A 14,358-nucleotide genomic window follows, 5' to 3' on the forward strand; every position below is an offset into this window, starting at 1 on the left:
TCTGCATCGGGACGCCGGTGTGTCGCAAGCCGGCGACACGGCCTCTCCCGTCGTCTGCTCGCATGTGCGTCGGTTAGAATCGCGTGCAATCAAACAGAAAGCTTCCCTCCGAGGGCATCGAGCGATGAAGCAGCGCGACAAACACAACAACACGCATCAATCCAATCCCATCACACGGCTGCTCTGGCGCATCGGCGCGGTCGCCGCACTCGGGGGCGCCGCGGCACTGTCGCTGCATGCACTCGCGGCACGCACGGTGAGCGTATCGCCGCAAGGCACCGTCACCGAAGTCCGGCAGAGCGTCGTCAAGTTCGACGAACCGATGGTCGCGTTCGGCTCGGCGTCCGCGCCGAACCCCGCGCGCATGACCTGCAATGACTCCACCGCCGCACGCGGCCAGGGTCACTGGCTCGACGACAAGACATGGGTCTACGATTTCGAGAACGACCTGCCGCCGGGCGTGCGCTGCTCGGTCGCGCTCAACGACACGCTGCGCTCGGTCGCCGGCAATGCGGTCAGCGGCCCGCGCCGCTTCACGTTTCAAACCGGCGGCCCGTTTCCCGTGACGGTACGCCCGGGCTCGCATGAGATCGAGGAGCGCCAGGTCTTCGTGCTGAAGCTGAACGGCCCGGCCGAGCCGCGTTCCGCGCTCGCGAACGTCTGGTGCGAAGCGGCCGGCATCGGCAACCGCATTCCCGTCACGGCCGCCGACGACGAGACGCGCAACGCGCTGCTCGACCACTTCGGGCTGAAGAAGGACGCCGCGCGCGTGCTGACGCTGTCGTGCGCGCAGGCGCTGCCCGCGAGCGCGAAGATGCAGCTCGTCTACGGCAAGGGCGTCGCGAGCCCGAGCGGCATCGCGAACGACACCGAGCGCCGCTTCGATTTCACCGTGCGCGCACCGTTCGCCGCGAGCTTCTCGTGCGAGCGCGAGAACGCGAAGGCGCCCTGCACGCCGCTGCGTCCGCTGACGCTGTCGTTCAATGCACCGGTCTCGCGCAAGAACGCCGAGGCGATCAAGCTGCGCGGCCCTGACGGTTCGCTTTCGCCGACCTTCGCGGCCGACGACCACAGCGACGAAGTGACGACCGTCACGTTCAAACCGCCGCTACCCGCGCAGGCGAACCTGACGATCGACCTGCCGTCCGGCCTGCGCGACGTGACCGACCGCTCGCTCGCGAACGCCGACCTGTTCCCGCTCGCGACACGCACCGCGCCGATGCCGCCGCTCGCGAAATTCTCGTCGGGCACGTTCGGGATCGTCGAGCGCTTCGCGGAGCCCGATACGCCCGCGCTCGTGCCCGTCACGCTGCGCAACGTCGAGGCCGACCTGCGTATCGCGGGCCTCAACACGAGCGGCGCGCAATTCTCGAACCTGAAGGTCGACGACGACACCACGATCCGTCAATGGATGCGCACCGTCGAGCGCTTCGACAACTGGTCGATGACGGCCGGCACGATCGACGAACGCATGCCGGGCCTGCTCCGGCACAAGGGCCAGCATCCCGTCTACGTGCCGCTCGAGGCCGGCGAGAAGATGCCCGCACCGCAGAACCGCCGCATCGACGTGCGCTCGCTGTCGCTGCTCACGGGCGAACCGGGTGCGCAGGCGCTGACGCTGCCAAAGGCCGATCCGAAGGCGCTGCGCCCGTTCGAGGTCGTCGGCGTGCCGATGGAAAAACCCGGCTTCTACGTGCTGGAACTCGCGTCGCCCGCGCTCGGCCGCTCGCTGCTCGCGAAGCCGTCGAGCATGTACGTGCGCACCACCGTGCTCGTCACGAACCTCGGCGTGCACCTGAAACAGGGCCGCGAGAACAACCTCGTGTGGGTCACGACGCTCGACAAGGGCAAGCCGGTGCCGAACGCGCGGATCCGCGTGTCGGACTGCAACGGCGACGAGATCGCGTCCGGCAAGACCGACGCGCAAGGCCTGCTGAAGATCGACGGTCCGTTCGAGCCGAAGCACGAATGCAGCCAGTCGGAACGCTTCGACGACTACTTCGTGTCGGCGCGCGTCGACGATCCGAAGACGGGCCCCGACATGGCGTTCGTCAGCTCGAACTGGAACCGCGGGATCGAAGCGTGGCGCTTCAACGTGCCGACCGACACCGACAGCGCACCGACCGTGCGTGCGCATACCGTGTTCGACCGCACACTCTTGCGTGCCGGCGAAACCGTGTCGATGAAGCACTTCCTGCGCACCGAGACGCTGCAGAGCCTCGCGTTCCCGGCGCAATACCCGACGCGCGTGACGATCCGCCATCTCGGCTCCGACCAGACCTACAAGCTGCCGCTCACGTGGTCGGCCGACCATAGCGCGGACACGCGGTTCGCATTGCCGCCCGCGGCGAAGCTCGGCGAATACAGCGTGTCGCTCGAAGGTGGCCCGGACGATGCGCCGACCGCCAGCTACTACAGCGGCAGCTTCCGCGTCGAGGCGTTCCGCCTGCCGGTGCTCAAGGGGACGATCAGCGCGCGCGACGCACAGAAGAGCCCGCTCGTCGCGGTCAAGGAAGCACCGCTCGCGGTGCAGATCGACTACGTGTCGGGCGGCGGCGCGTCGAACCTGCCCGTGCAGGTGTCGGCGCTGATGAAGTGGGCATCGCCGCCGTTCGCGGATCGCTTCGAGGACTTCAGCTTCACACCCTATCGTCCGGCGCGGAGCGACGGCAACGCCGACGACGATGCGCAGGACGGCGACAACGCATCGGCCGCGAACAACGATCCCGACGCAACCAGGCTGATCGCGGACAAGCTGCCGCTGACGCTCGACCGCAACGGCGCGGGTGCCGTCACGCTCAAGGGCCTGCCCGACGTCGACGCACCGAAGCGCATCGCGCTCGAGGCGACGTTCGCGGACCCGAACGGCGAAGTGCAGACGATCCGCGGCGACACGATCCTGTGGCCGGCCGCGGTGGTGGCCGGCATCAAGGCCGGCCGCTGGGTGTCGGTCGGCCAGCGCGTGCCGGTGCAGGCGCTCGCGGTCGACCTGCAGGGCAAGCCGCGCGCGTCGGTGCCGATCGAGATCAAGGGCGTCGCGCACATCACGACGTCGTCGCGCAAGCGGATGGTCGGCGGCTTCTATGCATACGACAACAAGAGCGACACGCGTGAGCTCGGCGTGCTGTGCTCGGGCAAGACCGACGACAAGGGCCGCATGGCCTGCGACGCAACGCTCGAACAGGCCGGCAACGTGCAGTTGATCGCGGTCGCGAAGGACGGCGACGGGCGCACGTCGAACGCGTCGACGTCCGTCTGGGTCACGCGCGAGGACGAACTCTGGTTCGGCGGCGACAACACCGACCGGATCGACGTGATCCCGGAGAAGACCTCCTACGAGCCGGGCGAAACGGCCCGCTTCCAGGTACGCATGCCGTTCCGCTACGCGACCGCGCTCGTCGCGGTCGAACGCGGCGGCGTGATGGAAACGCACATCGTCGAACTGGACGGCAAGAACCCGACCGTCGACCTGAAGGTCGGCGAATCGTGGGGGCCGAACGTGTACGTGTCGGTGCTCGCGTTGCGCGGCCGGATTCGCGAAGTGCCGTGGTACTCGTTCTTCACGTGGGGCTGGAAAGCGCCGGTCGAATGGGCGCGCGCGTTCTGGCGCGAAGGCCGCCATTATGAAGCGCCGACCGCGTTCGTCGACCTGTCGAAGCCCGCGTTCCGCTACGGCCTCGGCGAGATCAAGGTCGGCACGGGCGTGCATCGTCTCGGCGTGGCCGTGACGACTGACGCGACGCGCTACACGGTGCGCAGCAAGGCGCAGGCGCACGTGAAGGTCACGCTGCCGAACGGCCAGCCCGCGCCGGCCGGCACGCAGATCGCGGTCGCGGCCGTCGACGAGGCGCTGCTCGAACTGATGCCGAACAACAGCTGGGACCTGCTCGACGCGATGCTGCAGCGCCGCGCGTACGGCGTCGAGACGGCCACCGCGCAGATGGAAATCGTCGGCCGCCGCCACTTCGGCCGCAAGGCCGTGCCGGCCGGCGGCGGCGGCGGCAGCGCGCCGACGCGCGAGCTGTTCGACACGCTGCTGCTGTGGAATCCGCGCGTGACGCTCGACGCGAACGGCAGCGCGACCGTCGAGGTGCCGCTGAACGACGCGCTCACGCGCTTCCGGATCGTCGCGATCGCGGCGGTCGGCCCGGACCGCTTCGGCACCGGCAGCACGTCGATTCGCAGCACGCAGGACCTGCAACTGATCTCCGGCCTGCCGCCGCTCGTGCGCGAAGGCGATGCGTTCCGCGCGCAGGTCACGCTGCGCAACACCACCGACCGCGCGATGCAGGTCGTCGTGACGTCGCGCGTGACGGGCCTCGACGTCGCGCCGCAAACCGTGTCGCTCGCGGCCAATGCGGCGACCGAGGTGGCGTGGACGATCACCGTGCCCGAGCAGGCGCTCGACGCGGCCGGCGCGCTGAACTGGCGCATCGAGGCGGCCGAGCAAGGCGGCAAACGCGCGTCCGATGCGCTGGCCGTCGCGCAGAAGGTCGTGCCCGCGCTGCCGGTCACCGTGCAGCAGGCCACGCTCACCCAGGTCGACGGTACGCTGACGGTGCCCGTGTCGGCCCCGGCCGGCGCCGTCAACAACGCGCAGGGCGCGCCGCGCGGCGGCATCGCCGTGTCGCTGCAGTCGAAGCTCGCGGACGGCCTGCCCGGCGTGCGGCGCTGGTTCGAGCGCTATCCGTACCGCTGCCTCGAACAGCAGACGTCGCGCGCGATCGGCCTGCACGACGCCGCGCAATGGCAGGCGCTGGTGGCACGCATGCCCGTCTACCTCGACAGCGACGGGCTCGCGAGCTACTTCCCGCCGTCGTCCGACGATGCGCACTATGGCAGCCCGACGCTGTCGTCGTACCTGCTCGTGATCGCCGACGAGGCGAGCCGCCTCGACCCGCGCTTCGCGCTGCCGGAAGACCTGCGCACGCAGCTCGAGGCCGGGCTCGCGCGCTTCGTCGACGGCCGCATCGAGCGCAACGCGTGGGCGCCGCGCCAGGATCGCGACCTGCGCAAGCTCGCGGCGATCGAGGCGCTGTCGCGTTACGGTGCAGCACAGGGCCGCATGCTCGGTTCGATCGAACTCGCGCCGAACCAGTGGCCGACGTCGGCGGTGATCGACTATCACGCGATCCTCACGCGCGTGAAGGACATCCCGCAGCGTGACGAGAAACGCGCGCAGGTCGAGCAGATCCTGCGTGCGCGCCTCACCTACCAGGGTACGCAGCTCGTGTTCTCGACCGCGCGTGACGACGACCTGTGGTGGCTGATGACGAGCAACGAGACCAACGCCGCGCGCCTCGCGCTGGAATTCGCGGGGAACCCCGCGTGGAAGGACGAGATGCCGCGCGTGGCGACCGGCCTGCTCGCGCTGCAACGCCAGGGCGCATGGCAGACGACGACGTCGAACGCACTCGGCCAGCTCGCGATCGAGCGCTTCTCCCGCACCTACGAGAGCACGCCTGTGGCCGGCACGACGAAGATCGCGCTCGGCGGCAACGAGCGCGCGATCGCGTGGTCGCAGGCACCGGCGCCCGCCGATGCGCCCGCGTCGGCCACTGCCGCGACCCGCGCCGCCGCCGCGCGCAGCGTGCTGATGCCGTGGCCGCGTGCGGCGCAGGCGCCGGCCACGCTGTCCGTCACGCAGGACGGCACGGGCCGCCCGTGGGCGACCGTCGAAAGCCTCGCGGCCGTGCCGCTGCGCGCGCCGTTCGCGGCCGGCTACCGGATCACGAAGACCGTCACACCCGTGTCGCCCGCCGTCAAGGGCGTGCTGACGCGCGGTGACGTCGTGCGCGTGCATCTCGACATCGATGCGCAGAGCGACATGACGTGGGTCGTCGTCAACGATCCGATCCCGTCCGGCGCGACGATCCTTGGCTCGGGCCTCGGCCGCGACTCCGAAGCCGCGACGCAGGGCGAGAAATCCCCGGACGGCGCGTGGCCGGCATTCATCGAACGCGATTTCGACGGCTACCGCGCGTATTACGACTATCTGCCGAAGGGCAAACTCTCGGTCGAGTACACGGTGCGACTGAACAACGTCGGCACCTTCGGGCTGCCGCCGACGCGCGTCGAGGCGCTGTATGCGCCGTCCGTGTACGGTCTGTGGCCGAATCCGCCGATGACCGTGAAGCCCGCCGACGCGGGCAAGTAACGAGACCGTGATGATCGATCGTGTATTGCCGCGGCCGGCGCGTTTCGCCGGCCGCGTATTCGTCGCCGTCGTGCTGGCCGCGCCACTCGTCGCGCACGCGCTGCCCGGCTACGACGACGTGCGCCGCAACTGGCGCAGTTCCGACTGGGTGCTGCTCGCGCGCGACGGCACGCCGCTGCAGCGCACGCGCGTCGACCTCACCGAACGGCGCGGCGACTGGGTGTCGCTCGCCGACGTGTCGCCCGCGTTCCGCGACGCGATCGTCGTGTCCGAGGACAAGCGCTTCTACGAACACAGCGGCGTCGACTGGCGCGGGATCGCCGGCGCGGCATGGGGCAACCTGTGGAACGAGCGCACGCGCGGCGCGTCGACCGTGACGATGCAGCTCGCCGGGCTGCTCAGCGATTCGCCGCGCCGCTCGGGCCAGCGCTCGCTGCCGCAGAAGGCCACGCAGGCGATGAACGCGCTGCTGCTCGAACGCGGCTGGCGCAAGGACCAGATCCTCGAGGCCTACCTGAATCTCGTGCCGTTCCGCGGCGAGACGGTCGGGCTCGCCGCGCTGTCGCAGGTGCTGTTCGGCAAGGCGCCGTCCGGCCTCGACGCGCGGGAAGCCGCGATCGCGGCCGCGCTGGTGCGTGCACCCAACGCGGCGAGCGCGAAGGTCGCCGAGCGAGCGTGCCGGATCCTGCGCGACATGCATGCGGAGCAGGCGTGCGCGTCGCTCGACGGCTACGTGCAACTCGTGATCGCCCGCCCGGCCAATGCCGTGCGCGACGACGTCGCCGCCCTCGCCCCGCACTTCGCGCGCCGCGTCGCGGCCGAGGTCAAGCCGGCGGCCGGCGCGCAGGTGCGCACGACGCTCGATGCGCCGCTGCAGCGCTTCGCACGCGACACGCTGACGCGCGCGCTGACCGAACTCGACGCGCCCGCACACCGGCGCAACGTGCAGGACGGCGCCGTCGTCGTGATCGACAATGCGACCGGCGAGATTCGCGCGTGGGTCGGTTCGTCGGGTGCGTTGTCGAGCGCGCGCGACGTCGACGCCGTGCTCGCGCCGCGCCAGGCGGGCTCGACGCTCAAGCCGTTCCTCTATGCGCAAGCGATCGACGAGAAGCGGCTGACGGCCGCGTCGCTGCTCGACGACGCGCCGATCAACCTCGCGGCCGGCGGCGGCCTCTACATTCCGCAGAACTACGACAAGGACTTCAAGGGCTGGGTGAGCGTGCGCAGCGCGCTCGGCGGCTCGCTGAACGTGCCGGCCGTGCGCACGCTCGTGCTCGTCACCCCGCACCGCTTCGCGCGCACGCTGACCGCGCTCGGCCTGCCGCTCGCGCAGGAAGGCGACTACTACGGCTTCAGCCTCGCGCTCGGCAGCGCGGACGTCACGCTGCTGTCGCTGACCAATGCGTATCGCGCGCTCGCGAACGGCGGCGTCGCGGGAACGGTCGTCGACCTGCCGGCGTCGGCGCCCGCTTCCGGCGCATCGGCACCGGGGCATGCGGACAACGGCACGCGGGTGTTCAGTGAAGCGGCCAGCTTCGTCGTCACCGACATCATGTCCGACAACAACGCGCGGGTGCGCACGTTCGGCTTCGACAACCCGCTCGCGACGCGCTTCTTCTCGGCGGTCAAGACCGGCACGAGCAAGGACATGCGCGACAACTGGACCGTCGGCTTCACGTCGCGCTATACGGTCGGCGTGTGGGTCGGCAATGCAGACGGTTCGCCGATGTGGGATGTATCAGGAGTGACGGGCGCGTCGCCGGTGTGGTCGGCCGTCGTCGGCTACCTGCACCGCGACCTGCCGAGCCGCGCGCCGCGTCCGCCGGCCGGTGTGGAATCGCGCCGCATCACGTTCGAGCGCGACATCGAGCCGTCGCGCGACGAGTGGTTCATCGCGGGCACGGCGCTCGACACGATCCGGCTCGCGGCGCCCGTCACGCCGGGCAAGGACGGCGCGCGCGCGCCGCTGACGATCGGCGCGCCGACCGACGGCACGATCTTCGCGATCGATCCGGACATTCCGCCGAAGAACCAGCGGATCTGGTTCGAGCGATCGTCCGGACATGCCGCGCGGTTCGCGTGGCGGCTCGACGACAAGGTGATCGGGCACGCCGACCGCATCGCGTGGATGCCGTGGCCGGGCCGGCATCGGCTGGAACTCGTCGACGCGCGCGGCAACGTTGCGGATGCGATCGGCTTCGAGGTGCGCGGCGCGTTCGCGAAACCGGCGGCGCGCAAGCCGTAGCAAGCCCCCGGCCGACAGCAAACGAACGGGCAAGCAATACCCGGATCGCAGACCTAGAATAGGAACCGTGTGCCGATGCGTCGTCGCACACCGGTTGCCCTGCCGCGTCCCTTCTCCCGATCGCCCGCGACCATGAACCTCCGCCACCCGTGCTTCCTCCGCCCCGCGCTGGGCACCGCCTGCGTCGCCGCCGTCGCGGCACTTGCGGGCTGCAACGGCGACGCCTGCTTCGGCGTCGACGTCTGCTTCAACAACACCAACACGCAGACCATCGCGCTGTCCGGCACGGCCGCCACCGGCGCCGCGCTCGCGAGCGCATCGGTGACGGTCAGTTGCGCGCAAGGCTCGGCCACGACGCTGACCGACGGCGGCGGCAACTACCGCGTGACGGTCAACGCCACGCTGCCGTGCGTGATCACCGTCGCGTCCGGCGGCACGAGCCTGCATTCGCTCAGCTATGCGGGCGGCACCTTCAACACGACGCCCGAGACCGAGCTGATGGTCGTCTATCTCGCCGCGCAGCTCGGCACCAACACGGCCGGGCTGATCGGCAATTTTCAGGGGAATGGGCACTTCCAGAGGGTGATGGGCAGCCCGGGTGCGGTGCAGGCCGCGCAATCGGCGGTGGTGACGAATCTGCAGCAGCGCTATTCGGTCACGCTGTCGACACCGGCCTTCCTGACGACGCCATTCGTGGTCGGGCAACCGGGCGTCGATAGCGATCTCGACGCACTGGCCAAGGCCGGCGCGATCGATTCGAACGGGATGCCGGACCCGGCCGCGGTTGCGCTGCTGGCGCAGGCGGGCGCCGCGCAGCCGCTGTGAGCGGCCGGCGTGCCGTTGCGGCACCCATTGACTCGGGTTACGCCGCCTCCCCGCTCCCGCAAGCCACGCGCGCGGCCTGCTGCTGCGTCAGGTAGCGCAGCAGCTTCGTCACCATCCACACGACGATGAACGACAGCGCGACGAAGAACACCGCGAGCGGCGTCAGCACCTGAATCGACACGAAGCCGGCCAGGCCCATCATCGCGGACGACACGAGCAGCAGCGCGCACCCGAGGATCGCGCTCGTCAGCCCCGCGATATGCGGAAACAGCGAATTGCCCTTGGCCATCAGCGTCGGATACATCGCACCCGCGCAGAAGCCCATCACGAGCACCGGCGTCGCGAGCGTCCATACGCGCAGCCCGACGGTCAGCGCCAGCACGAGCATCGCAACCGCCGCAACCGCCATCACGCGTGCGCCGATGCGCAGCCGCTGCTCGGCGCTCGGCAGCCCGAGCCCGTGAATCCGGTTCGACAGTCCGCCGAGAAAATACATCAGCCCGATCCCGAGCGCGAGATAGCCGAAGAAGGTCGGCGGCTTGTGCAGCGTGGTCTGCACCATGAACGGCCCGACGATGTTGAACACCAGCAGGATGCTGTAGCACAGCCCCTGCGCGAGGAAGCAGCTCTGGAACACCGGGCTCGCGAGCACCTTGCCCGCGTTCGCCATCAGCGTGCGCGGCTCGAGATGGACCGGTTTCGGCAAGGTTTCCCGGTAGTGCCACAGCAGCGCCCACATCATCAGCGAGTACACCAGCAGGAACACGAGGCACGCGCGCCAGCCGAACCATTCCTGCAGGTGCGCGCCGATCACCGGCGCGATGATCGGCGCGAGCCCCCATGCGATCGACATGTAGGTAAACGCATGCATCAGCGCCTGGCCCGAGAACGAGTCGGTGATGATCGCCTTCGCGAGCAGGTTCGTGGTCGCGATCCCGAAGCCCTGCAGGCAGCGCGCCAGCACGAACGTCTCCAGGTTCGGCGCGCCGAGCGACAGCAGGCAACCGATCGTGTAGATGACGAGCCCGAACGCAAGCACGCGCTTGCGTCCGTATGCATCGGCGACCGGGCCGAAGATCAGCTGGCCGAGCGCGTAGGCGGCCATGTAGCCGGAGACGCTCGACTGGATCGCCTGCGGCGTGGTCGCGAACGAATGCGCCATGTCGGGCAGCGCGGGCACGTAGATGTCGATCGCGAGCTGGCCGGCGGAGGCGAACAGGCAAATGAGGAACAACAGGAAGCGCGGCGAGTTCGATTCGCGCGCGGGAGTGAGCGAGGCGTTCATGACTACCGGGAAGGATTCGGACGGCGGCGGCACGCGCCAGCATGTTCGAATGACGAACAGCGGTGCGCGGCAGAGCGCATATTGTGCCTGTTGTTGCGCGACGCGACAGGAATCCCATGGCGCGGGCGAGGTTGAAGGCCGAATGCGGCACACTCGGAAACGCATCGAACGGCCCGTTCGCGAGGTGCCGGCACAGCCATCCATGCGTGCGCTGGCGCCGGCACCGTCGGTACCGGCCAGGCCGGCCGCGCGCGTGCCGGAAATCAAGGCACTGACGCATGATGCCGTCGCTCGAGCGGCCGGGCCGGAAACCGAAACCACCGGCATGTACCGGCGGTTTCTTTCATTAGCGAGGCAATACCGCCATGACGCCGCGCTCAGTACTGTGCCTGATCCGTCGGATTCCTGAACAGCTGCCTCATCTCCGGCGACAGCGGATAGTTGAGGCTCACGCCCTTCGGCGGGATCGGCTGCATGAACCACTGGTCGTAGAGCTTCTCGGCCGCGCCCGAGGTCTGCATCTTCGCAATGACGCCGTCGACCACGTGCTTGAACGCCGGATCGTCCTTGCGCATCATGCACGCGTAGTTTTCATGGACGAGCGGCGTGCCCGCCACCGTGTACGCGCCTGGATTGCGGTCTTTCGCGATCTCGCCGTACAGCAGCGGCTCGTCCATCACGAACGCGACCGCGCGCCCCGTCGTGACGTTCATGAACGCTTCGGCGTGGTCCTTCGCGCTGATGATCGTCATGTTCATCCCCTTCTCTTCGTTGAGCTTGCGCAGCAGGCGCTCGTCCGACGTGCCGGCCGTCGTCGCGACCGTCTTGCCGGCCAGGTCCGGGAAGTCCTTCACGCCCGAATCCTTGCGCGTGCTGAAGCGGATTCCGTACAGGAAGATGCTGTTCGAGAACGCTGCCTGCTTCTGCCGCTCCAGCGTGTTGGTGGTCGACCCGCACTCGAAGTCGATCGTGCCGTTCTGCAGCAGCGGAATCCGGTTCTGCGACGTGATCGGGATTTCCTTCACCGTCAGGTTCGGCGCCTTCAGCTCGGCCTTGAGCGCGTCGATGATGCGCGCCGCGATGTCGCGCGAGTAACCGATGTTCTTCTGCTGGTTGTCCGAATACGAGAACGGCACCGACGATTCGCGAATGCCCAGCGACACGATGCCCGTGTCCTTGATCTTCTTCAGCGTGCCGGTGAGGGCCTGCGCGTGCGCGCTGCCCGCCAGCGCGCAGGTCAGCGCGACGGCCAGCCAACGGAAGCGGCGATCCATGCTTTTCTCCTGACGAAACGTTGATGGAATCGCGATCGTACGCCCGACAAAATTTGCACCGTATCGGGAAAAGTGTCAGGCACGCGCGCCGCGAGCGGTCACTTTCCGTGGTGCGCAAAAGCGCCCGGGCCATGTATCGCGCCCGACCGCTCGCCGGCGGTCTCGTCCCCGCGTGTTCGTCACTCGGTCCCAACGCGCGTTCGTGCTGCGACGCCGCAACGTAATCGTTTGCTTCCTGCTGTTCTTTCATACAAAACATATTCAAGAAGTCGCCACAGCAGCCGTTACCCAAGGCATGTCGCGTCGCGGCAACCCCGCGCGCGCCACAGAAAAAACAAGGTCCGGCTTACCCCGGGCCAGGCACCACCGCCGGCACGACGGTTATCTTCGAGGATCGACTTTCAACATGAAAGCCAAACGTTTCAATTTCGCGCTGGCCCATTCCACCCATGCGCGCATGCTCGCCGGCATGCTGTCCGCCGCGATCCTGCTGCCGATCGCCGGCTGCGGCGGAGGCGGCGACGGCAACAACTCGTCGCCGACCAACGCGGCACCAGCCCCCACCCCGACGCCGGCCCCAGCACCGGCCCCGACGACCCCGCCCACCAACTCCGGCAGCAGCGCTTGCACGTCGCAGCAGGCCGCGGTGCAGATGGCCGCCCAGACCACGCCGGCCGAGCCGCCGGTCGATCACCTGATCGTCAGGCTGAAGACCCTGACGGCCACGCGCGCGATGGCGGCCCTCGACATCGGCACGCGACTCGACGCCGTGATCCAGCGCTCGATGACGCGCTGGTCGGCACCCACGACGGCCAGCGCCGCACGGGCTTATGCGGCCGTGACGACGTCGCAGGCACCGCTGAACGTGCAGGTCGAGCGCACCCTGTCGGACGGCGCGGCCGTGCTGTCGATCGGCCAGCGCATCGCGTCCGACGACGCGGCGGCGCTCGCGCAGGCATTCGCGGCCGACGGCGACGTCGACTACGCGGAACCGGATCACCCGATGCGGATCCGCGACACACCGAGCGACCCCGCATACGGCCAGCAATGGTATCTGTCCGATGCGACCGTCGGCATCAACGCACCGCCCGCATGGACACGGACCAAGGGGTCGCCGACCGTCGTCACGGCCGTGCTCGATACCGGCTACCGGCCACACCCCGACCTCGTCGGCAACCTGCTGCCCGGCTACAGCTTCATCTCGAACGCCAACACCAGCAACAACGGCCAGACGCGCGGCGCCGATGCAACCGATCCGGGCGACTGGGTCACGCAGCAGGAACTCGACAACACCAGCGGCCCGTACTATCACTGCGCGAGCGAACCGAACGACAGCAGCTGGCACGGCACGCGCGTGATGGGCGTGATCGGCGCCGCCGCCAACAACGGCATGGGCATCGCCGGCGTGTCGTGGCTCGGCCGCATCCTGCCGGTGCGCGTGCTCGGCAAGTGCGGCGGCACGACGAGCGACATCGCCGACGCGATGCGCTGGGCGGCCGGCATTCCGGTCGCCGGCGTGCCGGCGAACCCGAATCCCGCGAAGATCATCAACCTGAGCCTCGGTGGTGTCGGCGCGTGCAGCGCGACGTTCCAGCAAGCGATCGACGACGTGAACGCGAAGGGCGTGACCGTCGTCGTCGCCGCCGGCAACGACGGCCTGTCGACCGGGCTCGACCAACCCGCGAACTGCCGCGGCGTGATCAGCGTCGGCGCGACCGATGCGACCGGTCGCCGCGCATCGTTCAGCAACTTCGGCGCCGACGTCGCGCTGAGCGCGCCTGGCGTCAACATCCTGTCGACGGCCAACAGCGGCACGACGACGCCGGGCACGGACACCTACGGCACGGCGAGCGGCACGAGCCTCGCGACGCCGCAGGTGACGGGCATCGTCGGGCTGATGCTGTCGATGAACGGCAACCTCACGCCCGCGCAGATCCAGCAGAAGCTGCAAGGCGCTGCGCGTGCGGCGATGCTGCCGGCCAGCACGTCGTGCAGCGCGCTGCCGGCCGGCTCCGGTATCGCCGATGCAGGCGCTGCCGTCACGGCGTCCACGCAGTAACCCGCACGTCGTCTCCACGCAACCGCGCGCATGCCTGCCTGACATGCGCGCGGTTTTTTTATTCACGGAGACGACATTGTCGCGCTAACGTTCTGCAAGCATTGCCTGAAAAAAGGGCAGAAAAAGGGTTGACGCTTCGCACGACGACCTATTACCATCGCCCCCGTCTGATTACATGGAGTGTTCTGTGAACACCGACGCGAGTTGTAGTTGGTCCTCGACCAACTTGACTGCTGCCTGAGGAAACCGCGCAGAGCCTCGTCTTCTGCCGCATCCCGGGAAGCAGGATGCGGCGCCCTTCCGGCCTGACCGGCCAGAATCCCCCGCCGAATTTTTCGATATCGCCGAATGTCCGCGCTGCGCAACCGTGCGTTGCCGCGTGTGCGTTCGTGCTGCGCGCCGCGCAAGCTGCGTGCGTGTTCCGTTCGCGTGCCGTCCGGCCGCGCGCCCTCATGCGTGCGCGGCTTCCGATCGCCCGTGTCGCCTACCCGCAACCGACAGGAGTGCAGA

7 protein-coding genes are annotated in these 14,358 nt (G+C 68.9%); 5 read left to right on the forward strand and 2 right to left on the reverse strand.

Features of this window, described 5'->3' with window-relative positions; translation table 11 throughout:
• Positions 1 to 124 precede the first annotated feature (124 nt).
• The 3 genes from DIE06_RS14595 to DIE06_RS14605 all read left to right on the forward strand — a co-directional run bounded on the left by DIE06_RS14595 (position 125) and on the right by DIE06_RS14605 (position 9,230).
• Complete coding sequence (locus tag DIE06_RS14595) at positions 125 to 6,157, forward strand: alpha-2-macroglobulin (protein WP_124662012.1); 6,033 nt, start codon at positions 125 to 127, stop codon at positions 6,155 to 6,157.
• A 10-nt stretch (positions 6,158 to 6,167) separates the two neighbouring features.
• Positions 6,168 to 8,405 carry a penicillin-binding protein 1C gene (pbpC, locus tag DIE06_RS14600; RefSeq protein ID WP_124662013.1) on the forward strand — a complete coding sequence of 746 codons (2,238 nt, stop codon included), beginning with the start codon at positions 6,168 to 6,170 and terminating at the stop codon, positions 8,403 to 8,405.
• Positions 8,406 to 8,537: 132 nt separating this feature from the next.
• Positions 8,538 to 9,230, forward strand: coding sequence for a hypothetical protein (locus tag DIE06_RS14605; RefSeq protein WP_124662014.1), 693 nt, complete (start codon positions 8,538 to 8,540; stop codon positions 9,228 to 9,230).
• Between the two features lie 37 nt (positions 9,231 to 9,267).
• On the opposite strand, the gene DIE06_RS14610 is transcribed toward DIE06_RS14605, so the two are convergent.
• Positions 9,268 to 10,515, reverse strand: coding sequence for a multidrug effflux MFS transporter (locus DIE06_RS14610; protein WP_124662015.1), 1,248 nt, complete (start codon positions 10,513 to 10,515; stop codon positions 9,268 to 9,270).
• Here DIE06_RS14610 and DIE06_RS14615 point away from each other — a divergent pair.
• A complete protein-coding gene (locus DIE06_RS14615; RefSeq protein WP_124662016.1) occupies positions 10,514 to 10,924 on the forward strand; it encodes a hypothetical protein in 411 nt (136 codons plus the stop codon). The two genes, DIE06_RS14610 and DIE06_RS14615, sit on opposite strands and share 2 nt — an antisense overlap.
• On the opposite strand, the gene DIE06_RS14620 is transcribed toward DIE06_RS14615, so the two are convergent.
• A complete protein-coding gene (locus DIE06_RS14620) occupies positions 10,893 to 11,789 on the reverse strand; it encodes a glutamate/aspartate ABC transporter substrate-binding protein (protein WP_124662017.1) in 897 nt (298 codons plus the stop codon). The genes DIE06_RS14615 and DIE06_RS14620 overlap by 32 nt on opposite strands.
• A 406-nt stretch (positions 11,790 to 12,195) precedes the next feature.
• Between DIE06_RS14620 and DIE06_RS14625 the strand changes: the two genes are divergently transcribed.
• Positions 12,196 to 13,848: a S8 family peptidase gene (locus DIE06_RS14625; RefSeq protein ID WP_124662018.1), complete on the forward strand. Its 1,653-nt coding sequence runs from the start codon at positions 12,196 to 12,198 to the stop codon at positions 13,846 to 13,848.
• Positions 13,849 to 14,358: the final 510 nt, after the last annotated feature.

The organism is Burkholderia sp. Bp8998, from assembly GCF_003854235.1.
In the GTDB taxonomy this organism is placed as follows: Bacteria; Pseudomonadota; Gammaproteobacteria; order Burkholderiales; family Burkholderiaceae; genus Burkholderia.